Source organism: Pseudomonas sp. 8_5_2 (genome assembly GCF_059295255.1).
The window spans coordinates 538,748-559,345 of record NZ_CM181238.1 but is presented as its reverse complement, the minus strand read 5'-3'; the positions used below and the strand labels follow the sequence as shown (position 1 = coordinate 559,345).

The following is a 20,598-nucleotide window of genomic DNA, read 5'->3' as shown; positions in this document are numbered from 1 at the left end:
ATCCGACAACATGAAAAAGCCCCTGATACCGAAGGTGCCAGGGGCTTTTTCATGATCTGTGGATAACTTACATCTGCGACTGCAGGTAGTTTTCCAGGCCGATCGCCTTGATCAGGCCCTGCTGCTTTTCCAGCCAATAGGTGTGATCTTCTTCGGTATCGGCCAGCTGTGCACGCAGGATGTCACGGCTGACGTAGTCCTTGTGCAGCTCGCACAGCTCGATGCCCTTGCATAGCGCGCCGCGGACCTTGTACTCGAGCTTGAGGTCCGCCTCGATCATCTCCGGCACGGTGCTGCCCACTTCCAGGTCGTCCGCGCGCATGTCGGGGGTGCCTTCGAGCATGAGGATGCGGCGCATCAGGGCATCGGCGTGCTGCGTCTCTTCTTCCATCTCGTGGTTGATACGCTCGTAGAGCTTGGACAGGCCCCAGTCTTCGTACATACGCGAATGAATGAAGTACTGGTCGCGTGCCGCCAGTTCGCCCTTCAGCAACGTGACGAGGTAGTTGATTACGTCCGGGTGACCTTGCATCGCCCTGCTTCTCCATGTGAATACGTCTATGCCACACAGTGTGAACCAGCTTTTGCCCGCGGTCACTGAAAAACGCGCAATTAGAAGCAAAAATTCGGCTAAACAGTAGTGATATTCATTGAAAAACCGCCCAAATGAGGGCGGTTCTTCTTATCACTTCGACTTAGGCAAGATTGACGCCCAAAGCCTTGGCAATGCCTTCGCCGTACGCCGGGTCGGCCTTGAAGAAGTACTGCAACTGCCGTTGCACCACGTCCAGGCTTACACCTGCCATGGTGCCGGCGATGTTGTCGATCAGCAGGGCCTTCTGCTCGGCACTCATCAAGCGGAACAGGGCGCCGGCGTGGCTGTAGTAGTCGCTGTCCTCGCGGTGATCGTAGCGGTCTGCCGAACCACTCAGGGCCAGTGCAGGCTCGGCGTGGCGCGGCGACTGTTTCGGTGCCTCGGCGTAGCTGTTGGGCTCGTAGTTGGGCGCACCCGCATAACTGCCAGTGGCCATGGAGCCGTCCCGTTGATAGCTGTTCACCGCGCAGCGTGGCGCGTTCACAGGCAGCTGCTGGTGGTTGGTCCCCACGCGGTAGCGATGCGCATCAGCGTAGGCGAATACACGGCCTTGCAGCATGCGGTCCGGCGACAGGCCGACACCCGGCACCATGTTGCTTGGCCCGAACGCCGCCTGCTCCACTTCGGCGAAATAGTTGAGCGGGTTGCGGTTCAGCTCCAGCACCCCCACTTCGATAAGGGGGTGATCCTTCTGCGACCAGGTCTTGGTCACATCGAACGGGTTTTCGCCGCGGCTCGCCGCCTGGTCTTCGCTCATCACCTGAATGCACACGGTCCAGCGTGGGTATTCGCCGCGCTCGATGGCCTCGAACAGATCACGCTGGGCATAGTCCGGATCGGTACCTGCCAGCCGTGCAGCGTCTGCCGGAGTGAGGTTCTTGATACCTTGCTGGGTCTTGAAGTGCCATTTGACCCAGGTGCGCTCGCCCTCGGCGCTGATCAGGCTGTAGGTGTGACTACCAAAGCCATGCATGTGGCGATAGCCATCCGGAATGCCGCGGTCAGAGAACAGGATGGTGACCTGGTGCAGAGCCTCGGGGGAGTGCGACCAGAAGTCCCACATCATCTGGGCGTTCTTCAGGTTGGATTGCGGGTGGCGTTTTTGCGTGTGGATAAAGTCCGGGAACTTGAGCGGGTCGCGAATGAAGAACACTGGCGTGTTGTTGCCAACGATGTCCCAGTTGCCTTCCTCGGTATAGAACTTGACCGCGAAACCGCGCGGGTCGCGCTCGGTATCCGCAGAGCCACGCTCGCCACCTACAGTGGAGAAGCGCAGGAAGATCTCAGTCTGCTTGCCGACCTGCTCGAACAGCTTGGCGCTGGTGTAGCCGGTGATGTCGCGGGTAACGGTGAAGGTGCCATACGCACCCGAGCCCTTGGCGTGAACGCGGCGCTCAGGGATGTTCTCGCGATTGAAGTGGGCAAGCTTCTCGATCAGGTGAAAGTCGTCGAGCAGCAGCGGGCCACGTGGGCCTGCGGAACGGGAGTTCTGGTTGTCAGCTACAGGTGCACCGCTGGCGGTGGTGAGAATCTTGCTCATGGGCTCTCCTTATCGGGCTTCAAGCGCCGGCTAATCGGCTATGGGGAGAGTATCGACGAGCAAGTTCATAAGGACAAATGTATTACATGACTTGCATCAATAGAAAATAACAATATATGCACACACAAAAAACCGGGCACTAGGCCCGGTTCTTTGTAGCAGACAGAACGTCTTACTCAGCAGCTTCTACAGCACCGCCGACCGGACGATCAACCAGCTCGACGTACGCCATAGGCGCGTTGTCGCCAGCGCGGAAACCGCACTTCAGGATGCGCAGGTAGCCGCCCTGACGGGTGGCGTAACGCTTGCCCAGGTCGTTGAACAGTTTGCCAACAGCGGACTTCGAACGGGTACGGTCGAAGGCCAGACGGCGGTTAGCAACGCTGTCTTCCTTGGCCAGGGTGATCAGCGGCTCGGCAACGCGACGCAGTTCCTTGGCTTTCGGCAGGGTGGTTTTGATCAGCTCGTGCTCGATCAACGACACTGCCATGTTCTGGAACATAGCCTTGCGGTGAGAGCTGGTACGGCTCAGGTGACGTCCACTTTTACGATGACGCATGATTCATTCCTTACCAAACACTACGTTCGGTGATTACGACGATCAGGCGGTCGCCTTGTCGTCTTTCTTAAGACTTGCAGGCGGCCAGTTGTCGAGGCGCATGCCGAGAGACAGACCACGAGAGGCCAGGACGTCCTTGATTTCAGTCAGGGACTTCTTGCCCAGGTTAGGAGTCTTCAACAGCTCTACTTCGGTACGCTGAATCAGGTCGCCGATGTAGTAGATGTTCTCCGCCTTGAGGCAGTTGGCCGAACGTACAGTCAGTTCCAAGTCGTCAACCGGACGCAGGAGGATCGGATCGATCTCGTCTTCCTGCTCGACTACGACAGGCTCGCTGTCACCTTTGAGGTCGACGAACGCGGCCAGCTGCTGTTGCAGGATGGTCGCAGCGCGGCGGATAGCCTCTTCAGGATCCAGGGTGCCGTTGGTTTCCAGATCGATGACCAGCTTGTCCAGGTTGGTACGCTGTTCAACACGGGCGTTTTCGACCACATAGGCGATACGACGCACCGGGCTGAACGAAGCGTCCAACTGCAGACGGCCAATGCTACGGCTTTCGTCTTCGTCGGTTTGACGGGAGTCAGCCGGCTCGTAACCACGACCACGAGCTACAGTGAGCTTCATGTTCAGGGCGCCATTCGACGCCAGGTTCGCGATTACGTGATCGGGGTTGACGATCTCGACATCGTGATCCAGCTGAATATCGGCAGCGGTAACCACCCCCGAACCCTTTTTCGACAAGGTCAGCGTAACTTCGTCACGACCGTGCAGTTTGATAGCCAGGCCTTTCAGGTTCAACAGGATTTCAATTACGTCTTCCTGAACACCTTCGATCGCGGAGTACTCGTGGAGTACGCCATCGATCTCGGCCTCGACTACTGCACAGCCAGGCATGGAGGACAACAGGATGCGGCGCAGCGCGTTGCCCAGGGTGTGGCCGAAACCACGCTCGAGAGGCTCGAGCGTAATCTTGGCGCGGGTCGGACTGACTACCTGCACATCAATGTGGCGGGGAGTCAGGAACTCATTTACCGAAATCTGCATGGATGCACCTATTTTCTAGCCCTTACTTGGAGTAGAGCTCGACAATCAGGTTTTCGTTGATGTCGGCAGACAGGTCGCTGCGAGCAGGAACGTTCTTGAAAACGCCCGACTTTTTAGCAGCATCCACGTCAACCCACTCAACGCGGCCACGCTGGGCGCACAGTTCAAGGGCTTGAACAATGCGCAGCTGAGCCAACGACTTCTCGCGGACCGCGACCACGTCACCCGGACGAACTTGGTAGGATGGAATGTTTACAGTCTTACCGTTGACGCTGATCGCTTTGTGCGAAACCAGCTGACGCGACTCGGAACGAGTCGAGCCGAAGCCCATACGGTAAACGACGTTATCCAGACGGCACTCGAGCAGTTGCAGCAGGTTCTCACCAGTTGCGCCTTTTTTCGAGGCTGCAGCTTGGTAGTAACCGCGGAACTGACGCTCCAGAACACCGTAGATACGACGGACTTTTTGTTTCTCGCGCAGCTGGGTACCGTAGTCGGACTGACGGCCACGGCGCTGGCCGTGGATACCTGGGGCTGCTTCGATGTTGCACTTCGATTCCAGAGCGCGAACGCCGCTCTTCAGGAACAGATCGGTGCCTTCACGACGAGACAGTTTGCATTTTGGACCAATGTAACGTGCCATTCTTCTGTCTCCTGATTACACGCGACGCTTCTTCGGCGGACGGCACCCGTTATGCGGGATTGGCGTCACGTCGGTGATGCTGGCGATCTTGTAGCCGCAGCTGTTCAATGCACGAACGGCGGACTCACGACCTGGACCTGGACCCTTGACGTTAACGTCGAGGTTCTTCAGACCGTATTCCAGCGCAGCTTGACCAGCACGCTCGGCAGCAATCTGGGCTGCGAACGGGGTGGATTTGCGCGAACCACGGAAACCCGAACCACCGGAGGTCGCCCAGGACAAAGCATTGCCCTGACGGTCGGTGATGGTCACGATGGTGTTGTTAAAAGAAGCATGGATGTGGGCGATGCCATCAACCACTGTCTTTTTGACTTTCTTACGAGGACGAGCAGCAGGTTTTGCCATGTCTATATTCCTGGGCGGTTACTTGCGGATCGGCTTACGCGGGCCCTTACGGGTGCGTGCGTTGGTCTTGGTGCGCTGACCGCGAACCGGCAGACCTTTACGATGACGCAGGCCGCGGTAGCAACCCAGGTCCATCAAGCGCTTGATCTTCATGTTGATGTCACGACGCAGGTCACCTTCGGTGGTGAACTTCGCGACTTCGCCACGCAGGGTTTCGATTTGCTCGTCGCTCAGATCCTTGATCTTAGCGGCTGGGTTTACACCAGCGTCTGCACAAATCTTATGTGCAGTTGTGCGACCGACACCATAGATGTAGGTCAGCGAGATAACAGTATGCTTGTTATCTGGAATGTTGACGCCTGCAATACGGGCCATTCAGTGGGACTCCAATTGACAGCTACCTACGCCCCGGAAGCCAAGAAATAGGGCGCGAGATAATATCGCTGTAGAAACGATTAATCAACCCAGCAGCACACTAGCTGCTGGGTTTGACGCAAATCACACTCAGCCTTGGCGCTGTTTGTGACGCGGTTCCGCGCTGCAGATCACTCGTACGACGCCTTCGCGACGGATGATCTTGCAGTTACGGCACAGCTTTTTCACCGATGCACGAACTTTCATTACCGACTCCTCGAACCTTAAGGGGCGTATCAGCGCAGCAAACCGCTGCCGCCGTAGCCTTTCAGGTTGGCTTTCTTCATCAGGGATTCGTACTGGTGCGAAACGAGGTGCGATTGTACTTGGGACATGAAGTCCATCACAACCACTACCACAATCAGCAACGAGGTCCCGCCAAGGTAGAACGGCACATTTGCTGCCACCACCAGGAACTGGGGCAGAAGGCAGACGGCCATCATGTATAGAGCACCGAACATGGTCAAACGGGTCAGAACGCCATCGATATAGCGCGCCGACTGCTCACCAGGACGGATACCCGGAATAAAGGCACCGGACTTCTTCAGGTTTTCCGCTACGTCTTTCGGGTTGAACATCAACGCTGTGTAGAAGAAGCAGAAGAAAATGATCCCTGCACTAAACAGCAGAATGTTCAACGGCTGACCAGGAGCGATCGACTGCGAGATGTCCTGCAGCCAGCCCATACCTTCGGACTGACCGAACCAGGCACCCAGCGAAGCCGGGAACAGCAAAATGCTGCTCGCGAAAATGGCCGGGATAACCCCCGCCATGTTCACTTTCAGCGGCAAGTGGCTGGTCTGCGCAGCAAAAACCTTGCGGCCCTGCTGACGCTTGGCGTAGTGAACGGCGATACGACGCTGACCACGCTCAATGAACACCACGAAACCGATAATCGCTACTGCCAGCAAACCGATTGCGACCAGGGCGAAAATGTTGATATCGCCTGTGCGTGCAGACTCGAAAGACTGCCCGATTGCTCTCGGAAGACCGGCAACGATACCTGCGAAGATCAACATCGAGATACCGTTGCCCACACCGCGCTCGGTGATCTGCTCGCCCAGCCACATCATGAACATCGCGCCAGCCACGAACGTGGAGACGGCGACGACATGGAAGCCCAGCCCTGCAGAAAACGCCACGCCCTGGTTGGCCAGGCCAATGGACATGCCAATGGCTTGAACCAGTGCCAGGATAACGGTGCCGTAGCGGGTGTACTGGCTGATCTTGCGACGGCCAGCTTCACCTTCCTTCTTCAACTGCTCCAGTTGCGGGCTGACCGCCGTCATCAGCTGCATGATGATCGATGCCGAGATGTACGGCATGATCCCCAGTGCAAAGATGCTCATGCGCTCAAGCGCGCCACCGGAAAACATGTTGAACAAGCTAAGAATGGTCCCCTCATTCTGCCGAAACAGATCCGCCAGACGGTCCGGATTGATGCCGGGAACCGGGATATGCGCACCTATCCGATAGACGATGATCGCCATGAACAGAAAGCGCAGACGAGCCCAGAGTTCCGACATCCCGCCCTTACCGAGCGAAGAGAGAGCACCTTGCTTAGCCATTTATTCCTCGAATTTGCCGCCAGCTGCTTCGATAGCCGCACGCGCACCCTTGGTGGCTGCGATGCCCTTGATGGTGACTGCGCGAGTAACTTCGCCAGACAGCATGATTTTCACACGCTGAATGTGCTGGTTGATCACGTTGGCATCCTTCAGGGATTGCACGGAGATCACGTCGCCTTCCACTTTGGCCAGCTCGGACAGACGCACTTCTGCGCGGTCCATGGCTTTCAGGGAAACGAAGCCGAATTTCGGCAGACGACGGTGCAGCGGCTGTTGACCGCCTTCGAAGCCAGGAGCGATCGAACCACCCGAACGGGAGGTCTGACCTTTGTGGCCACGGCCGCCGGTCTTACCCAGACCGCTACCGATACCACGACCTGGACGATGCTTTTCGCGACGGGAACCCGGCGCTGGACTCAGATCATTGAGTTTCATCGATTAGCCCTCGACCTTCAGCATGTAGTAAGCCTTGTTGATCATCCCGCGGTTCTCGGGAGTATCCTGGACTTCTACAGTGTGACCGATGCGACGCAGACCCAGACCCTTAACGCACAGTTTGTGGTTAGGGATGCGGCCCGAGACGCTCTTGATCAGCGTTACTTTTACGGTTGCCATGATCAGAAGATCTCCTCGACGCTCTTGCCGCGCTTGGCAGCAATGGATTCAGGAGATTGCATGGCTTTCAGACCCTTGAAGGTGGCGTAAACCACGTTCACTGGGTTGGTCGAACCGTAGCACTTGGCCAGAACGTTCTGAACACCAGCAACTTCCAGGACAGCACGCATTGCACCGCCGGCGATGATACCGGTACCTTCCGAAGCAGGCTGCATGTAAACCTTCGAGGCGCCGTGGGCAGCCTTGGTGGCGTACTGCAGGGTGGTGCCCTTCAGGTCAACCTGGATCATGTTGCGACGAGCAGCTTCCATGGCTTTCTGAATCGCGGCAGGTACTTCGCGCGACTTGCCACGGCCGAAGCCAACACGGCCCTTACCATCACCTACCACGGTCAGCGCGGTGAAGGTGAAGATACGGCCGCCTTTTACGGTTTTGGCAACGCGGTTAACTTGAACCAGCTTCTCGATGTAGCCTTCGTCGCGCTTTTGATCGTTATTTGCCATAACTTAGAACTCCAGCCCGCCTTCACGAGCAGCATCAGCCAGCGCTTTGACGCGGCCATGGTACTTGAAGCCGGAACGGTCAAAGGCAACTTGAGATACACCGGCGGCTTTCGCACGCTCAGCTACCAGCTTGCCAACCTTAGTGGCCGCGTCGATGTTGCCGGTGGCGCCATCACGCAGGTCTTTGTCCAAGGTCGAGGCGCTTGCCAGAACCTTGCTGCCGTCGGCCGAAATGACCTGGGCGTAGATGTGCTGCGAGGAGCGGAACACGCACAGGCGCACGACTTCGAGTTCGTGCATCTTGAGACGTGCTTTGCGAGCGCGACGCAGTCGAATAACTTTTTTGTCGGTCATTTGCTAGGCCCTACTTCTTCTTGGCTTCTTTACGACGGACTACTTCGTCCGCGTAACGCACACCCTTGCCTTTGTAAGGCTCTGGTGGACGGAAGTCGCGGATTTCAGCGGCCACCTGACCTACCAGCTGCTTGTCGATACCCTTGATCAGGATGTCGGTCTGGCTAGGTGTTTCAGCGGTGATACCGGCTGGCAGTTCGTAGTCCACTGGATGCGAGAAGCCCAGAGCCAGGTTCAGGACGGTGCCTTTAGCCTGCGCCTTGTAACCAACACCGACCAGCTGGAGCTTACGCTCGAAGCCTTGGCTTACGCCTTGGACCATGTTGTTGACCAGGGCACGGGTAGTACCGGCCATAGCACGAGCTTGCTGATCACCGTTGCGAGCGACGAAACGGAGTTCGCCGGAGACTTCGGAGACTTCAACAGACGAGTGAACGTTCAGTTCGAGAGTGCCCTTGGCACCCTTCACCGAAAGCTGCTGACCGGCGAATTTGACTTCGACGCCTGCTGGCAGCTTAACGGGGTTCTTAGCGACGCGAGACATGCCTATCTCCCCTTAGAACACTGTGCACAGAACTTCGCCGCCGACACCGGCAGCGCGCGCAGCGCGGTCAGTCATCACACCTTTGTTGGTGGAGACGATAGACACGCCCAGGCCGCCACGTACTTTCGGCAGGTCTGTAACGGCCTTGTACTGGCGCAGGCCAGGACGGCTGGAGCGCTTCAGCTCCTCGATGACCGGACGGCCTTCGAAGTACTTGAGCTCGATCGACAGAGAAGGCTTGGCCTCACCAGTAACCTGGTAACCGGCAATGTAACCTTCGTCTTTCAGAACTTTGGCAACCGCGACCTTCAGGGTAGAGGAAGGCATGCTTACGACGGACTTTTCAGCCATCTGGGCATTACGGATGCGAGTTAGCATGTCCGCTAACGGGTCCTGCATACTCATGGGCTAGATGCTCCTGATACAAGAATTATTAGCCTTGCGGCTATCACAACCACCCGAGCGGACAGGGTTAAACCCCAGGCTCAGGTGAGCCGGTCATTCTAGACACAAGGTAGAAACGAAACAAGCCCCATATAGGGGCTTGTTTGTTGGCGAGATCACCGGCGGTCGGAAGATTGCTCTCCTTACGCCGGAATCACACCTGCAGCGATTACCAGGAGGCCTTGACCAGACCTGGTACGTCACCACGCATTGCAGCTTGACGCAGCATGTTACGGCCCAGGCCGAACTTACGGTATACACCGTGAGGACGACCGGTCAGGCGGCAACGGTTGCGCAGACGCGCAGCGCTGGCATCACGTGGCTGCTTCTGCAGCGCAACAACGGCAGCGAAACGCTCTTCAGGAGAGGCGTTCACGTTGACGATGGTCGCTTTCAGCTCAGCACGCTTTTTGGCGAACTTGGCTACCGTGAGCTGACGCTTCAGCTCGCGGTTTTTCATGCTCTTCTTGGCCATTTTCCTACTCCAATCAGTTGCGGAACGGGAATTTGAATGCACGCAGCAGAGCGCGGCCTTCGTCATCCGAACGAGCAGTGGTGGTCAGGGTGATGTCCAAACCGCGCAGAGCATCGATCTTGTCGTAATCGATTTCCGGGAAGATGATCTGCTCTTTCACGCCCATGCTGTAGTTGCCACGGCCATCGAAGGACTTGGCATTCAGGCCGCGGAAGTCGCGGACCCGAGGCAGGGAGATCGCCAGCAGGCGGTCCAGGAATTCGTACATCTTGTCGCTACGCAGGGTCACCTTGACGCCGATCGGCCATCCTTCGCGGACTTTGAAGCCAGCGATGGATTTACGAGCGAAAGTCACGACCGGCTTTTGACCGGTGATCTTTTCCAGGTCGGCAACAGCGTGCTCGATGACTTTCTTGTCGCCGATCGCTTCGCCCAGACCCATGTTCAGGGTGATTTTGGTAACGCGCGGAACTTCCATCACGTTCGACAGCTTAAGTTCTTCCTTAAGCTTGGGAGCGATCTCGTTCCGGTAAATCTCTTTCAGTCGTGCCATGGTCTTCTACCTAGCAGTGTTCAAGCATCAACCGCTTTTTGGGTCGACTTGAAGACACGAATTTTCTTACCGTCTTCTACTTTGAAACCAACGCGGTCAGCCTTGTTGGTTTCGCCGTTGAAGATGGCAACGTTGGAAGCGTGCAGAGGCGCTTCTTTCTCGACGATACCGCCCTGAACGCCCGCCATCGGGTTAGGCTTGGTATGACGCTTGACCAGGTTCACACCACCGATGACCAGACGGTCATCAGCGAGAACCTTCAGCACCTTACCGCGCTTACCTTTGTCTTTGCCGGCGATCACGATGATCTCGTCGTCACGACGAATCTTTTGCATGTCGGATCTCCTTACAGCACTTCAGGGGCGAGCGAGACGATCTTCATGAACTTCTCAGTACGAAGTTCACGGGTCACTGGCCCGAAGATGCGAGTGCCGATCGGCTCTTGCTTGTTGTTCAGCAGAACAGCAGCGTTGCCGTCGAAACGAATGATGGAACCGTCAGCGCGACGGACACCGTGACGGGTGCGCACGACAACAGCAGTCATCACTTGGCCTTTTTTGACCTTACCGCGCGGAATTGCTTCCTTGACGGTAACCTTGATGATGTCACCGATGCCGGCGTAACGGCGGTGCGAACCGCCGAGCACCTTGATGCACATGACGCGACGAGCGCCGCTGTTATCGGCCACATCGAGCATGGATTGAGTCTGAATCATAAAATTTCTCCGACCCCTAGCCCTTAGACTTCAACAGCGCGTTCGAGGACTTCAACCAGTGCCCAGGACTTGGTCTTGGCCAGCGGACGGGTTTCGGTAATCGAAACTTTGTCGCCGATCTTGCACTGGTTGGTTTCGTCGTGCGCGTGCAGCTTAGTCGAACGCTTAACGTATTTACCGTAGATCGGGTGCTTTACGCGACGCTCGATCAGTACGGTGATGGTCTTGTCCATTTTGTCGCTGACGACACGGCCAGTCAGCGTACGGACGGTTTTTTCAGCTTCAGCCATGATCACTTACCTGCCTGCTGGTTGAGCACAGTTTTCACGCGAGCGATGTCACGCTTAACTTGCGAGAGCAGGTGCGACTGCCCCAACTGGCCAGTTGCTTTCTGCATGCGCAGATTGAACTGGTCGCGCAGCAGGCCGAGCAGTTGCTCGTTCAGCTGCTGTGCCGATTTTTCACGAAGTTCATTCGCTTTCATCACATCACCGTCCGCTTAACAAAGGAGGTGGCGAGAGGCAGCTTTGCAGCAGCCAGGGCGAAAGCTTCGCGCGCCAGCTCTTCAGAAACACCCTCGATCTCGTACAGGACTTTGCCTGGCTGGATCTGGGCAACCCAGTATTCCACGGAGCCCTTACCTTTACCCATACGAACCTCGAGAGGTTTCTTGGAGATCGGCTTGTCCGGGAACACACGGATCCAGATCTTGCCGCCACGTTTTACGTGACGGGTCAGGGCACGACGTGCCGACTCGATCTGGCGGGCGGTGAGGCGACCGCGAGCAACAGCCTTCAGGGCGAATTCGCCGAAGCTGACTTTGCTACCGCGCAGTGCCAGACCACGGTTGTGGCCAGTCATCTGCTTGCGGAATTTTGTACGCTTTGGTTGCAACATTTGGCGTACCCCTTACTTAGCAGCTTTTTTACGAGGCGCTGGTGCTTGTGGTTTCAGTTCTTCTTGGCGACCACCAATAACTTCGCCTTTGAAGATCCAAACCTTCACACCGATCACACCATAAGTGGTGTGAGCTTCGTAGGTGTTGTAGTCGATATCGGCACGCAGGGTGTGCAGAGGCACACGACCTTCGCGATACCACTCGGTACGAGCAATCTCGGCGCCGCCGAGACGACCGCTCACCTGGATCTTGATGCCCTTGGCACCAATACGCATGGCGTTCTGTACGGCGCGCTTCATGGCGCGACGGAACATTACGCGGCGTTCCAGCTGCTGAGCTACGCTCTGCGCAACCAGCATAGCGTCGAGTTCCGGCTTGCGGATCTCTTCGATGTTGATGTGCACAGGCACACCCATCTGCTTGGTCAGGTCCTGACGCAGTTTCTCAACATCTTCACCTTTCTTGCCGATAACGATACCGGGACGAGCAGTGTGGATGGTGATGCGTGCGGTTTGAGCCGGGCGATGAATATCGATACGGCTTACGGACGCGCTTTTTAGTTTGTCCTGGAGGTACTCACGTGTTTTCAGATCCTTCAACAGGTAATCTGCGTAAGTAGCGCCGTCTGCATACCAGACGGACGTGTGCTCCTTGACGATTCCCAGGCGAATGCCAGTGGGATGTACTTTCTGACCCATCTGATCGACTCCGTTACTTGTCCGCAACCTTGACAGTGATATGGCAAGACCGCTTGACGATGCGATCTGCGCGGCCTTTGGCACGCGGCATGATGCGCTTCAGCGAACGCCCTTCGTTGACGAAGACGGTGGAGACCTTCAGGTCATCAACGTCTGCGCCTTCGTTGTGTTCGGCGTTGGCAACGGCCGACTCGAGGACTTTCTTCATGATTTCAGCGGCTTTTTTGCTGCTGAAGGCCAACAGGTTGAGCGCTTCGCCCACCTTCTTCCCGCGGATCTGGTCGGCGACCAAGCGGGCTTTCTGGGCGGAGATTCGAGCGCCCGACAACTTAGCGGCTACTTCCATTTCCTAACCCCTTAACGCTTGGCTTTCTTGTCAGCCACGTGCCCACGATAAGTGCGGGTACCGGCAAACTCGCCCAGTTTATGGCCGACCATGTCTTCGTTCACGAGAACTGGAACATGCTGGCGACCGTTGTGAACCGCGATGGTCAGACCGACCATTTGTGGCAGGATCATCGAACGACGCGACCAGGTTTTAACTGGTTTGCGATCGTTCTTCTCCACCGCCACTTCGACCTTCTTCAACAGGTGAAGATCGATAAAAGGACCTTTTTTCAGAGAACGTGGCACTGTCGTATCCCTCTAGTTACTTGCGACGACGGACGATCATTTTGTCGGTACGCTTATTACCACGGGTTTTAGCACCCTTGGTTGGGAAGCCCCATGGCGATACCGGATGACGACCACCGGAGGTACGACCTTCACCACCACCATGTGGGTGGTCAACCGGGTTCATGGCAACGCCACGAACGGTTGGGCGAACGCCGCGCCAGCGTTTGGCACCTGCTTTACCCAGCGAACGCAGGCTGTGCTCGGAGTTCGAGACTTCGCCCAGGGTCGCACGGCACTCAGCCAGTACTTTACGCATTTCACCAGAGCGCAGACGCAGGGTCACGTAGACACCTTCGCGAGCGATCAGCTGAGCCGAAGCACCAGCGGAACGAGCGATCTGTGCACCTTTACCCGGCTTCAGTTCGATGCCGTGAATGGTGCTACCCACTGGAATGTTGCGCAGCTGCAGGGAGTTACCGGCCTTGATTGGGGCCAGGGTACCTGCGATCAGCTGGTCGCCAGCGCTCACGCCTTTAGGGGCGATGATGTAGCGACGCTCGCCGTCTGCGTAGCACAGCAGGGCGATGTGAGCAGTACGGTTCGGGTCGTATTCGATACGCTCGACAGTGGCTGGGATGCCATCTTTGTCGTTGCGACGGAAGTCAACCAGACGGTAATGCTGCTTATGACCACCACCAACGTGACGAGTGGTAATGCGGCCATTGTTGTTACGACCACCAGACTTCGATTTTTTCTCGAGCAGCGGTGCGTGAGGAGCGCCTTTGTGCAGCTCCTTGTTGACCACCTTGACCACGAAACGGCGGCCAGGGGAAGTCGGTTTGCATTTAACGATTGCCATGATGCACCCCTTCCTTACTCAGCACTGCTGCTGAAATCGAGATCTTGGCCTGGCTGAAGGGAGACGATCGCCTTCTTCCAGTCATTACGCTTGCCCAGACCACGTGCGGTACGCTTGGTTTTACCCAGAACGTTAACGGTCGACACGTTTTCAACTTTTACGTTGAACAGGCCTTCGACAGCTTTCTTGATTTCCAGCTTGGTTGCGTCGGTAGCAACCTTGAATACGAACTGGCCTTTCTTCTCAGCCAGAACGGTAGCCTTCTCGGAAACGTGCGGGCCAAGGAGGACTTTGAATACGCGTTCCTGGTTCATCCCAGCAGCTCCTCGAATTTCTTCACGGCCGAGACAGTGATCAACACTTTCTCGTATGCGATCAGACTGACCGGGTCGGAACCTTGTACGTCACGTACGTCGACGTGCGGCAGGTTACGAGCAGCCAGGTACAGGTTCTGATCAACAGCGTCGGAAACGATCAGTACGTCGCTCAGACCCATGCCGTTCAGCTTGTTCAGCAGATCTTTGGTTTTCGGCGCTTCGACAGCGAAGTCCTGAACCACGACCAGACGGTCGCTACGCACCAGCTCAGCGAGGATGGAGCGCAGGGCTGCGCGGTACATCTTCTTGTTGAGCTTTTGCGAGTGATCTTGAGGGCGAGCCGCGAAGGTTACACCACCGCCACGCCAGATCGGACCACGAGTGGTACCAGCACGAGCACGGCCAGTACCCTTCTGACGCCATGGGCGCTTACCGCCACCAGCCACGTCGGAACGGGTCTTCTGCTGCTTGGTACCTTGACGGCCGCCGGCCATGTAGGCCACGACTGCTTGGTGAACCAGCGTCTCGTTGAATTCGCCACCGAAAGTCAGTTCGGAAACTTCGATCGCCTGAGCGTCATTTACATTAAGTTGCATGTCAGTTTCCCCTTAACCGCGAGCCTTGACAGCTGGACGTACAACCACGTCGCCGCCAGTAGCGCCTGGAACGGCACCCTTGACGAGCAGCAGGTTGCGCTCAGCGTCTACGCGAACTACTTCCAGGGACTGAACAGTCACGCGCTCGGCGCCCATGTGACCGGACATTTTCTTGCCCTTGAACACACGACCAGGAGTCTGGCACTGGCCGATGGAACCAGGAACACGGTGCGACACGGAGTTACCGTGGGTGTTGTCCTGACCACGGAAGTTCCAGCGCTTGATGGTACCGGCGAAGCCTTTACCTTTCGACTGACCAGTAACGTCTACCAGCTGGCCTTCAGTGAAGAGTTCAGCTTTGATCGAGTCGCCAGCCTGGAACTCGCCTTCTTCAAGACGGAACTCCCAGACACCGCGACCAGCGGCAACGTTAGCCTTGGCGAAGTGACCTGCCTGAGCGGCAGTCACGCGAGAAGCACGACGCTCGCCGACAGTGACTTGCACTGCACGGTAGCCATCGGTTTCTTCAGTTTTGAACTGGGTGACGCGATTCGGCTCGATCTCGATGACCGTGACCGGAATGGAGACACCTTCTTCGGTGAAAATGCGGGTCATACCGCACTTGCGACCGACTACACCAATAGTCATGTTGTAACCTCATGAGTGTACGGGGCTTTCACCCGCTATGGCCGCCCATTTCAGAGCGTTACACGGACAAGACCGAAGTCTTAGCCGAGGCTGATCTGCACTTCCACACCTGCCGCCAGATCAAGCTTCATCAGCGCGTCAACGGTTTTATCCGTTGGCTGGACGATGTCCAGAACACGCTTATGAGTGCGGATCTCGTACTGGTCACGCGCGTCTTTGTTGACGTGCGGGGAAACCAGAACGGTGAAACGCTCTTTGCGGGTAGGCAGTGGAATTGGACCACGCACTTGTGCACCAGTACGTTTCGCGGTTTCCACGATTTCCTGGGTGGATTGGTCGATCAGGCGATGGTCGAAAGCCTTCAACCTGATTCGGATTTGCTGATTTTGCATTGGATTTCAGACTCCAGGCTGTTCCCAACGGACGCACTACGCCCGCTAAAAGGAGGCGTGATTCTATAGACGCCTCAATTTAGTGTCAACCGAATAAAAAAAACCCCCGCTGAGCGGGGGTTTTTTTCAACCGATCGAGTGATTACTCGACGATTTTGGCCACGACGCCGGCGCCGACGGTACGACCGCCTTCACGAATGGCGAAACGCAGACCGTCTTCCATTGCGATGGTCTTGATCAGGGTGACAACCATTTGGATGTTGTCGCCTGGCATTACCATTTCAACGCCTTCCGGCAGTTCGCAGTTACCGGTCACGTCAGTGGTACGGAAGTAGAACTGAGGACGGTAGCCTTTGAAGAACGGAGTGTGACGACCGCCTTCTTCCTTCGACAGAACGTAGACTTCGGCAACGAACTTGGTGTGCGGCTTGACCGAACCTGGCTTGACCAGAACCTGGCCACGCTCAACGTCGTCACGCTTGGTACCACGCAGCAGAACGCCGCAGTTCTCGCCAGCACGACCTTCGTCCAGCAGCTTGCGGAACATCTCAACACCGGTGCAGGTGGTGGTGGTGGTGTCACGCAGACCAACGATTTCCAGCGGATCCTGAACGCGGACGATACCACGCTCGATACGACCGGTAACAACGGTACCACGACCCGAGATCGAGAATACGTCTTCGATCGGCATCAGGAACGGCTGGTCGATGGCACGAACTGGCTCTGGGATGTAGCTGTCCAGAGTTTCGACCAGTTTACGAACGGCAGTGGTGCCCATTTCGTTGTCGTCTTTGCCTTCCAGGGCCATACGAGCCGAACCGATGATGATCGGGGTGTCGTCGCCTGGGAAGTCGTAGGTGGACAGCAGGTCGCGAACTTCCATCTCGACCAGTTCCAGCAGCTCAGCGTCGTCTACCAGGTCAGCCTTGTTCAGGAAGACCACGATGTACGGAACGCCAACCTGACGGGACAGCAGGATGTGCTCACGGGTTTGTGGCATCGGACCATCGGCGGCCGAGCAAACCAGGATCGCGCCATCCATCTGGGCAGCACCGGTGATCATGTTCTTCACGTAGTCAGCGTGACCTGGGCAGTCGACGTGAGCGTAGTGACGAATGGTCGAGTTGTATTCGACGTGAGCGGTGTTGATGGTAATACCGCGCGCTTTCTCTTCCGGAGCCGAGTCGATCTTGTCGAAGTCGACGATTGCGGAACCGAAAACTTCGGAGCAAACGCGAGTCAGAGCTGCGGTCAGAGTGGTCTTACCGTGGTCAACGTGGCCGATAGTGCCGACGTTAACGTGGGGAAGGGAACGATCAAATTTTTCTTTAGCCACGACAGTGAACCTCTTGCCTAAAGGGGATTAGCCTTGTTTTTTAACGAGTGCTTCGACGATGTTCGACGGAGCTTCGGCGTATTTGGAGAATTCCATGGAGTAGCTCGCGCGACCCTGAGACATGGAACGAACGTCGGTCGCATAACCGAACATCTCTCCGAGCGGTACTTCAGCACGAACGACGCGGCCGGAGACCGAATCATCCATACCCTGAACCAGACCACGACGACGGTTCAGGTCACCCATCACGTCACCCAGGTAGTCTTCCGGGGTTACAACTTCGACCTTCATGATCGGCTCGAGAACCACGCCGCCGCCCTTCTGGGCCAGCTGCTTGGTTGCCATCGAAGCAGCGATTTTGAACGCCATTTCGTTGGAGTCGACATCGTGGTACGAACCGTCGAATACCGTGGCCTTCAGGCCGATCAGAGGATAGCCGGCAACAACGCCGTTCTTCATCTGCTCTTCGATACCCTTCTGGATCGGGGCGATGAATTCCTTAGGAATCACACCACCAACGACTTCGTTGGAGAACACCAGACCTTCGGTGATGTTGCCTTTGTCGTCCTGATCTGGCTCCGAGAAACGGATCCAGCAGTGACCGAACTGACCACGACCACCCGACTGACGAACGAACTTGCCTTCGATTTCGACGTTGGACTTGGTGATCTTCTCGCGGTACGAAACCTGCGGCTTGCCGATGTTGGCCTCGACGTTGAACTCGCGCTTCATGCGGTCAACGAGGATGTCCAGGTGCAGCTCACCCATACCGGAGATGATGGTCTGGCCGGTTTCTTCGTCGGTCTTGACGCGGAACGAAGGGTCTTCCTGAGCCAGCTTGCCCAGTGCGATACCCATCTTTTCCTGGTCTTGCTTGGTCTTCGGCTCTACAGCTACCGAGATCACAGGCTCCGGGAAGTCCATACGCTCGAGGATGATCGGCTTGTCGGCGTTGCACAGGGTGTCACCGGTGGTGACGTCCTTCATGCCGATCAGAGCAGCGATGTCGCCTGCCAGTACTTCTTTGATTTCTTCACGCTGGTTGGCGTGCATCTGCACCATACGACCAACGCGCTCTTTCTTGCCTTTGACCGAGTTGATCACCGAGTCGCCGGACTGCAGCATACCCGAGTAAACACGGACGAAGGTCAGAGTACCAACGAACGGGTCGGTGGCAATCTTGAACGCCAGAGCCGAGAACGGCTCGTTGTCGTCGGCATGACGCTCGTCGTAGTCGGCCTCGACCAGCTCATCCTTCGGCTTCTCGATCAGGTCAGGGTGGATACCCTTGATCGCAGGAATCTCGGTAGGAGCAGGCAGGAAGTCGATGACGGCGTCGAGAACCAGGGGAACGCCCTTGTTCTTGAAGGACGAACCGCAGACAGCCGGAACGATCTCGCTGGCCAGGGTGCGCGCGCGCAGACCGGCTTTGATCTCTTCGACGGTCAGCTCTTCGCCTTCCAGGTACTTGTTCATCAGCTCTTCGCTGGACTCGGCAGCCGCTTCGACCATGTTCGCGCGCCATTTTTCGGCCAGCTCGAGCATGTCCGCAGGAATTTCTTCCTCACGGTAGGTGGTGCCTTTGTCGTCGTCGTTCCAGTAGATAGCCTTCATCTTGATCAGGTCGACCTGACCCTGGAAGTTATCTTCCGAACCGATGGCCAGCTGAACAGGAACCGGGGTGTGACCCAGACGGTTCTTGATCTGACCAACAACGCGCAGGAAGTCGGCACCGGCACGGTCCATCTTGTTCACGTAAACAACACGTGGAACGCCGTACTTGTTGGCCTGACGCCATACGGTTTCGGACTGCGGCTCAACGCCGGAGGTACCGCAGAACACAACGACCGCGCCGTCGAGTACACGCAGCGAACGCTCTACTTCAATGGTGAAGTCAACGTGGCCGGGGGTATCGATGACGTTTACGCGGTAGTTGTCGTACTGACCAACGGAACCTTTCCAGAAGGTAGTAACGGCAGCGGAGGTAATGGTGATACCCCGCTCCTGCTCCTGCACCATCCAGTCGGTGGTCGCGGCGCCGTCATGCACCTCGCCCATCTTGTGGCTCAGACCTGTGTAGAACAGGATCCGCTCGGTAGTGGTGGTCTTGCCCGCGTCAACGTGGGCACAGATACCAATGTTACGGTAGCGGTTAATTGCTGTAGTACGAGCCATAAAGCCCTCGCAAAATGATTGATGCTTGAATTAGAAGCGGTAGTGCGAGAACGCTTTGTTGGCTTCAGCCATACGGTGAACGTCTTCACGCTTCTTGACTGCAGCACCCTTGCCTTCAGCAGCATCCAGCAGTTCGCCGGCCAGGCGCAGAGCCATCGACTTCTCGCCGCGCTTGCGGGCGTAGTCTACGAGCCAGCGCATTGCCAGAGCGTTACGACGGGATGGACGAACTTCAACCGGAACCTGGTAAGTGGCACCGCCGACACGACGGGACTTTACTTCGACCAGCGGAGCGATGGCGTCGAGAGCTTTCTCGAAGATTTCCAGGGGGTCGCTGTTCTTGCGCTCTTTGACCTTGTCCAGGGCACCGTAAACGATGCGCTCGGCCACGGCCTTCTTGCCGCTTTCCATCACGTGGTTCATGAACTTGGCGAGGATTTGGGATCCGTATTTAGGATCGTCCAGAATCTCACGTTTTGCTGCTACACGACGTCTTGGCATGATAAGCCCTCAAACGGTCTTCAGGTTAGCCCGGGACCTGGGTCTACGACCCCCGCCCGACCTTACTCTTATCGACTCAAAAAAATGGATGTGTGCAAACGGCCGATTACTTCGGACGCTTGGTACCGTACTTCGAACGACCCTGGTTACGGCCTTTGACGCCCGAAGTATCCAGAGAGCCGCGAACGGTGTGGTAACGAACACCTGGCAAGTCTTTTACACGGCCGCCACGGATCAGGACGACGCTGTGCTCTTGCAGGTTGTGGCCTTCACCGCCGATGTACGAGGAAACCTCGAAACCGTTGGTCAGACGCACACGGCATACTTTACGCAGTGCCGAGTTAGGTTTTTTCGGCGTGGTGGTGTACACACGGGTGCACACGCCACGACGTTGCGGGCAGTTCTGCAGCGCAGGAACGTCGGACTTCTCGACCGAACGCTTACGCGGCTGACGTACCAGCTGGTTGATAGTTGCCATCTACTAGCTCCACTGATTGTCTTGCGACTCTATTGTCTTGCAAGAAAGCCAAAAATTGACGAGACGGAGCCTCACCAAATTTAAGGGTACAAAAGTCTACGGAGGATCTTGCAC

The 20,598-nt window shown here is 56.7% G+C and carries 34 protein-coding genes; all 34 read right to left on the bottom strand.

What is annotated here, in order from left to right; all coding sequences use genetic code 11:
• Positions 1-67: 67 nt before the first annotated feature.
• On the bottom strand, positions 68-532 hold the full coding sequence (gene bfr, locus AC5O5R_RS02480; RefSeq protein WP_003255449.1) for a bacterioferritin: 465 nt from the start codon (positions 530-532) through the stop codon (positions 68-70).
• Between the two features lie 163 nt (positions 533-695).
• A complete protein-coding gene (locus AC5O5R_RS02475; protein ID WP_172228318.1) occupies positions 696-2,135 on the bottom strand; it encodes a catalase in 1,440 nt (479 codons plus the stop codon).
• 172 nt (positions 2,136-2,307) lie between these two features.
• Positions 2,308-2,694 carry a 50S ribosomal protein L17 gene (gene rplQ / locus AC5O5R_RS02470; RefSeq protein WP_003255451.1) on the bottom strand — a complete coding sequence of 129 codons (387 nt, stop codon included), beginning with the start codon at positions 2,692-2,694 and terminating at the stop codon, positions 2,308-2,310.
• Positions 2,695-2,736: 42 nt separating this feature from the next.
• Entirely contained in the window at positions 2,737-3,738 is a 1,002-nt protein-coding gene (locus AC5O5R_RS02465; RefSeq protein ID WP_003255452.1) for a DNA-directed RNA polymerase subunit alpha, read from the bottom strand.
• Between the two features lie 22 nt (positions 3,739-3,760).
• A complete protein-coding gene (gene rpsD, locus AC5O5R_RS02460) occupies positions 3,761-4,381 on the bottom strand; it encodes a 30S ribosomal protein S4 (RefSeq protein ID WP_012270238.1) in 621 nt (206 codons plus the stop codon).
• A 15-nt stretch (positions 4,382-4,396) separates the two neighbouring features.
• Positions 4,397-4,786: a 30S ribosomal protein S11 gene (rpsK, locus tag AC5O5R_RS02455; protein ID WP_003255454.1), complete on the bottom strand. Its 390-nt coding sequence runs from the start codon at positions 4,784-4,786 to the stop codon at positions 4,397-4,399.
• A gap of 18 nt (positions 4,787-4,804) precedes the next feature.
• Positions 4,805-5,161 (bottom strand): 30S ribosomal protein S13, encoded by a 357-nt coding sequence (gene rpsM / locus AC5O5R_RS02450; protein WP_172228320.1) that lies wholly within the window; start codon positions 5,159-5,161, stop codon positions 4,805-4,807.
• Positions 5,162-5,290: 129 nt separating this feature from the next.
• Entirely contained in the window at positions 5,291-5,407 is a 117-nt protein-coding gene (gene rpmJ / locus AC5O5R_RS02445; protein ID WP_002555468.1) for a 50S ribosomal protein L36, read from the bottom strand.
• 29 nt (positions 5,408-5,436) lie between these two features.
• Complete coding sequence (gene secY / locus AC5O5R_RS02440; protein ID WP_003255459.1) at positions 5,437-6,768, bottom strand: preprotein translocase subunit SecY; 1,332 nt, start codon at positions 6,766-6,768, stop codon at positions 5,437-5,439.
• On the bottom strand, positions 6,769-7,203 hold the full coding sequence (gene rplO / locus AC5O5R_RS02435; RefSeq protein ID WP_003255461.1) for a 50S ribosomal protein L15: 435 nt from the start codon (positions 7,201-7,203) through the stop codon (positions 6,769-6,771).
• A gap of 3 nt (positions 7,204-7,206) precedes the next feature.
• Positions 7,207-7,383: a 50S ribosomal protein L30 gene (rpmD, locus tag AC5O5R_RS02430; protein WP_011531895.1), complete on the bottom strand. Its 177-nt coding sequence runs from the start codon at positions 7,381-7,383 to the stop codon at positions 7,207-7,209.
• Between the two features lie 2 nt (positions 7,384-7,385).
• Positions 7,386-7,886, bottom strand: a complete 501-nt coding sequence (gene rpsE, locus AC5O5R_RS02425; protein WP_003255465.1) for a 30S ribosomal protein S5 — start codon at positions 7,884-7,886, stop codon at positions 7,386-7,388.
• 3 nt (positions 7,887-7,889) lie between these two features.
• Positions 7,890-8,240: a 50S ribosomal protein L18 gene (rplR, locus tag AC5O5R_RS02420; protein ID WP_003255467.1), complete on the bottom strand. Its 351-nt coding sequence runs from the start codon at positions 8,238-8,240 to the stop codon at positions 7,890-7,892.
• 10 nt (positions 8,241-8,250) lie between these two features.
• Entirely contained in the window at positions 8,251-8,784 is a 534-nt protein-coding gene (rplF, locus tag AC5O5R_RS02415) for a 50S ribosomal protein L6 (RefSeq protein WP_172285391.1), read from the bottom strand.
• Between the two features lie 12 nt (positions 8,785-8,796).
• Entirely contained in the window at positions 8,797-9,189 is a 393-nt protein-coding gene (gene rpsH, locus AC5O5R_RS02410) for a 30S ribosomal protein S8 (protein ID WP_003255471.1), read from the bottom strand.
• 208 nt (positions 9,190-9,397) lie between these two features.
• Positions 9,398-9,703: a 30S ribosomal protein S14 gene (gene rpsN / locus AC5O5R_RS02405; protein WP_008089807.1), complete on the bottom strand. Its 306-nt coding sequence runs from the start codon at positions 9,701-9,703 to the stop codon at positions 9,398-9,400.
• 13 nt (positions 9,704-9,716) lie between these two features.
• Entirely contained in the window at positions 9,717-10,256 is a 540-nt protein-coding gene (gene rplE / locus AC5O5R_RS02400; protein WP_003255474.1) for a 50S ribosomal protein L5, read from the bottom strand.
• Between the two features lie 20 nt (positions 10,257-10,276).
• Positions 10,277-10,591, bottom strand: coding sequence for a 50S ribosomal protein L24 (rplX, locus tag AC5O5R_RS02395; protein ID WP_003255476.1), 315 nt, complete (start codon positions 10,589-10,591; stop codon positions 10,277-10,279).
• A gap of 11 nt (positions 10,592-10,602) precedes the next feature.
• Entirely contained in the window at positions 10,603-10,971 is a 369-nt protein-coding gene (gene rplN, locus AC5O5R_RS02390; RefSeq protein ID WP_002555479.1) for a 50S ribosomal protein L14, read from the bottom strand.
• A 23-nt stretch (positions 10,972-10,994) separates the two neighbouring features.
• A complete protein-coding gene (gene rpsQ, locus AC5O5R_RS02385; RefSeq protein ID WP_023534981.1) occupies positions 10,995-11,261 on the bottom strand; it encodes a 30S ribosomal protein S17 in 267 nt (88 codons plus the stop codon).
• A gap of 2 nt (positions 11,262-11,263) precedes the next feature.
• Positions 11,264-11,455, bottom strand: coding sequence for a 50S ribosomal protein L29 (rpmC, locus tag AC5O5R_RS02380; RefSeq protein WP_002555481.1), 192 nt, complete (start codon positions 11,453-11,455; stop codon positions 11,264-11,266).
• Positions 11,455-11,868, bottom strand: coding sequence for a 50S ribosomal protein L16 (gene rplP / locus AC5O5R_RS02375; RefSeq protein ID WP_003255479.1), 414 nt, complete (start codon positions 11,866-11,868; stop codon positions 11,455-11,457). The genes rpmC and rplP overlap by 1 nt, the downstream gene beginning before the upstream one ends.
• A gap of 12 nt (positions 11,869-11,880) precedes the next feature.
• Positions 11,881-12,567, bottom strand: a complete 687-nt coding sequence (gene rpsC / locus AC5O5R_RS02370; protein WP_003255481.1) for a 30S ribosomal protein S3 — start codon at positions 12,565-12,567, stop codon at positions 11,881-11,883.
• Between the two features lie 13 nt (positions 12,568-12,580).
• Positions 12,581-12,913, bottom strand: coding sequence for a 50S ribosomal protein L22 (gene rplV / locus AC5O5R_RS02365; RefSeq protein ID WP_003103908.1), 333 nt, complete (start codon positions 12,911-12,913; stop codon positions 12,581-12,583).
• Positions 12,914-12,924: 11 nt separating this feature from the next.
• Positions 12,925-13,200, bottom strand: coding sequence for a 30S ribosomal protein S19 (gene rpsS, locus AC5O5R_RS02360; RefSeq protein WP_003255482.1), 276 nt, complete (start codon positions 13,198-13,200; stop codon positions 12,925-12,927).
• 16 nt (positions 13,201-13,216) lie between these two features.
• Positions 13,217-14,041: a 50S ribosomal protein L2 gene (gene rplB / locus AC5O5R_RS02355; RefSeq protein ID WP_172221131.1), complete on the bottom strand. Its 825-nt coding sequence runs from the start codon at positions 14,039-14,041 to the stop codon at positions 13,217-13,219.
• 14 nt (positions 14,042-14,055) lie between these two features.
• Positions 14,056-14,355 (bottom strand): 50S ribosomal protein L23, encoded by a 300-nt coding sequence (gene rplW, locus AC5O5R_RS02350; RefSeq protein WP_003255484.1) that lies wholly within the window; start codon positions 14,353-14,355, stop codon positions 14,056-14,058.
• Positions 14,352-14,954, bottom strand: a complete 603-nt coding sequence (rplD, locus tag AC5O5R_RS02345) for a 50S ribosomal protein L4 (protein ID WP_003255485.1) — start codon at positions 14,952-14,954, stop codon at positions 14,352-14,354. The genes rplW and rplD overlap by 4 nt, the downstream gene beginning before the upstream one ends.
• A 12-nt stretch (positions 14,955-14,966) precedes the next feature.
• On the bottom strand, positions 14,967-15,602 hold the full coding sequence (gene rplC, locus AC5O5R_RS02340; protein ID WP_172221128.1) for a 50S ribosomal protein L3: 636 nt from the start codon (positions 15,600-15,602) through the stop codon (positions 14,967-14,969).
• 80 nt (positions 15,603-15,682) lie between these two features.
• Positions 15,683-15,994, bottom strand: coding sequence for a 30S ribosomal protein S10 (rpsJ, locus tag AC5O5R_RS02335; RefSeq protein ID WP_003186070.1), 312 nt, complete (start codon positions 15,992-15,994; stop codon positions 15,683-15,685).
• A gap of 142 nt (positions 15,995-16,136) precedes the next feature.
• Positions 16,137-17,330 (bottom strand): elongation factor Tu, encoded by a 1,194-nt coding sequence (tuf, locus tag AC5O5R_RS02330; RefSeq protein WP_172221125.1) that lies wholly within the window; start codon positions 17,328-17,330, stop codon positions 16,137-16,139.
• A 27-nt stretch (positions 17,331-17,357) separates the two neighbouring features.
• Complete coding sequence (fusA, locus tag AC5O5R_RS02325) at positions 17,358-19,505, bottom strand: elongation factor G (RefSeq protein ID WP_172285392.1); 2,148 nt, start codon at positions 19,503-19,505, stop codon at positions 17,358-17,360.
• A gap of 30 nt (positions 19,506-19,535) precedes the next feature.
• Positions 19,536-20,006 carry a 30S ribosomal protein S7 gene (gene rpsG / locus AC5O5R_RS02320; protein ID WP_008089143.1) on the bottom strand — a complete coding sequence of 157 codons (471 nt, stop codon included), beginning with the start codon at positions 20,004-20,006 and terminating at the stop codon, positions 19,536-19,538.
• Between the two features lie 106 nt (positions 20,007-20,112).
• Positions 20,113-20,484: a 30S ribosomal protein S12 gene (gene rpsL / locus AC5O5R_RS02315; RefSeq protein ID WP_003255492.1), complete on the bottom strand. Its 372-nt coding sequence runs from the start codon at positions 20,482-20,484 to the stop codon at positions 20,113-20,115.
• Positions 20,485-20,598 lie beyond the last annotated feature (114 nt).

What these genes read in the sequence shown, in the direction of transcription:
- bfr (WP_003255449.1), bottom strand. Translation starts at nt 532, where the DNA reads ATGCAAGGTCACCCGGACGTAATCAACTACCTCGTCACGTTGCTGAAG.
- AC5O5R_RS02475 (WP_172228318.1), bottom strand. Translation starts at nt 2,135, where the DNA reads ATGAGCAAGATTCTCACCACCGCCAGCGGTGCACCTGTAGCTGACAAC.
- rplQ (WP_003255451.1), bottom strand. Translation starts at nt 2,694, where the DNA reads ATGCGTCATCGTAAAAGTGGACGTCACCTGAGCCGTACCAGCTCTCAC.
- AC5O5R_RS02465 (WP_003255452.1), bottom strand. Translation starts at nt 3,738, where the DNA reads ATGCAGATTTCGGTAAATGAGTTCCTGACTCCCCGCCACATTGATGTG.
- rpsD (WP_012270238.1), bottom strand. Translation starts at nt 4,381, where the DNA reads ATGGCACGTTACATTGGTCCAAAATGCAAACTGTCTCGTCGTGAAGGC.
- rpsK (WP_003255454.1), bottom strand. Translation starts at nt 4,786, where the DNA reads ATGGCAAAACCTGCTGCTCGTCCTCGTAAGAAAGTCAAAAAGACAGTG.
- rpsM (WP_172228320.1), bottom strand. Translation starts at nt 5,161, where the DNA reads ATGGCCCGTATTGCAGGCGTCAACATTCCAGATAACAAGCATACTGTT.
- rpmJ (WP_002555468.1), bottom strand. Translation starts at nt 5,407, where the DNA reads ATGAAAGTTCGTGCATCGGTGAAAAAGCTGTGCCGTAACTGCAAGATC.
- secY (WP_003255459.1), bottom strand. Translation starts at nt 6,768, where the DNA reads ATGGCTAAGCAAGGTGCTCTCTCTTCGCTCGGTAAGGGCGGGATGTCG.
- rplO (WP_003255461.1), bottom strand. Translation starts at nt 7,203, where the DNA reads ATGAAACTCAATGATCTGAGTCCAGCGCCGGGTTCCCGTCGCGAAAAG.
- rpmD (WP_011531895.1), bottom strand. Translation starts at nt 7,383, where the DNA reads ATGGCAACCGTAAAAGTAACGCTGATCAAGAGCGTCTCGGGCCGCATC.
- rpsE (WP_003255465.1), bottom strand. Translation starts at nt 7,886, where the DNA reads ATGGCAAATAACGATCAAAAGCGCGACGAAGGCTACATCGAGAAGCTG.
- rplR (WP_003255467.1), bottom strand. Translation starts at nt 8,240, where the DNA reads ATGACCGACAAAAAAGTTATTCGACTGCGTCGCGCTCGCAAAGCACGT.
- rplF (WP_172285391.1), bottom strand. Translation starts at nt 8,784, where the DNA reads ATGTCTCGCGTCGCTAAGAACCCCGTTAAGCTGCCAGCAGGCGTCGAA.
- rpsH (WP_003255471.1), bottom strand. Translation starts at nt 9,189, where the DNA reads ATGAGTATGCAGGACCCGTTAGCGGACATGCTAACTCGCATCCGTAAT.
- rpsN (WP_008089807.1), bottom strand. Translation starts at nt 9,703, where the DNA reads ATGGCCAAGAAGAGCATGAAAAACCGCGAGCTGAAGCGTCAGCTCACG.
- rplE (WP_003255474.1), bottom strand. Translation starts at nt 10,256, where the DNA reads ATGGCACGACTGAAAGAGATTTACCGGAACGAGATCGCTCCCAAGCTT.
- rplX (WP_003255476.1), bottom strand. Translation starts at nt 10,591, where the DNA reads ATGCAAAAGATTCGTCGTGACGACGAGATCATCGTGATCGCCGGCAAA.
- rplN (WP_002555479.1), bottom strand. Translation starts at nt 10,971, where the DNA reads ATGATTCAGACTCAATCCATGCTCGATGTGGCCGATAACAGCGGCGCT.
- rpsQ (WP_023534981.1), bottom strand. Translation starts at nt 11,261, where the DNA reads ATGGCTGAAGCTGAAAAAACCGTCCGTACGCTGACTGGCCGTGTCGTC.
- rpmC (WP_002555481.1), bottom strand. Translation starts at nt 11,455, where the DNA reads ATGAAAGCGAATGAACTTCGTGAAAAATCGGCACAGCAGCTGAACGAG.
- rplP (WP_003255479.1), bottom strand. Translation starts at nt 11,868, where the DNA reads ATGTTGCAACCAAAGCGTACAAAATTCCGCAAGCAGATGACTGGCCAC.
- rpsC (WP_003255481.1), bottom strand. Translation starts at nt 12,567, where the DNA reads ATGGGTCAGAAAGTACATCCCACTGGCATTCGCCTGGGAATCGTCAAG.
- rplV (WP_003103908.1), bottom strand. Translation starts at nt 12,913, where the DNA reads ATGGAAGTAGCCGCTAAGTTGTCGGGCGCTCGAATCTCCGCCCAGAAA.
- rplB (WP_172221131.1), bottom strand. Translation starts at nt 14,041, where the DNA reads ATGGCAATCGTTAAATGCAAACCGACTTCCCCTGGCCGCCGTTTCGTG.
- rplW (WP_003255484.1), bottom strand. Translation starts at nt 14,355, where the DNA reads ATGAACCAGGAACGCGTATTCAAAGTCCTCCTTGGCCCGCACGTTTCC.
- rplD (WP_003255485.1), bottom strand. Translation starts at nt 14,954, where the DNA reads ATGCAACTTAATGTAAATGACGCTCAGGCGATCGAAGTTTCCGAACTG.
- rplC (WP_172221128.1), bottom strand. Translation starts at nt 15,602, where the DNA reads ATGACTATTGGTGTAGTCGGTCGCAAGTGCGGTATGACCCGCATTTTC.
- rpsJ (WP_003186070.1), bottom strand. Translation starts at nt 15,994, where the DNA reads ATGCAAAATCAGCAAATCCGAATCAGGTTGAAGGCTTTCGACCATCGC.
- fusA (WP_172285392.1), bottom strand. Translation starts at nt 19,505, where the DNA reads ATGGCTCGTACTACAGCAATTAACCGCTACCGTAACATTGGTATCTGT.
- rpsG (WP_008089143.1), bottom strand. Translation starts at nt 20,006, where the DNA reads ATGCCAAGACGTCGTGTAGCAGCAAAACGTGAGATTCTGGACGATCCT.
- rpsL (WP_003255492.1), bottom strand. Translation starts at nt 20,484, where the DNA reads ATGGCAACTATCAACCAGCTGGTACGTCAGCCGCGTAAGCGTTCGGTC.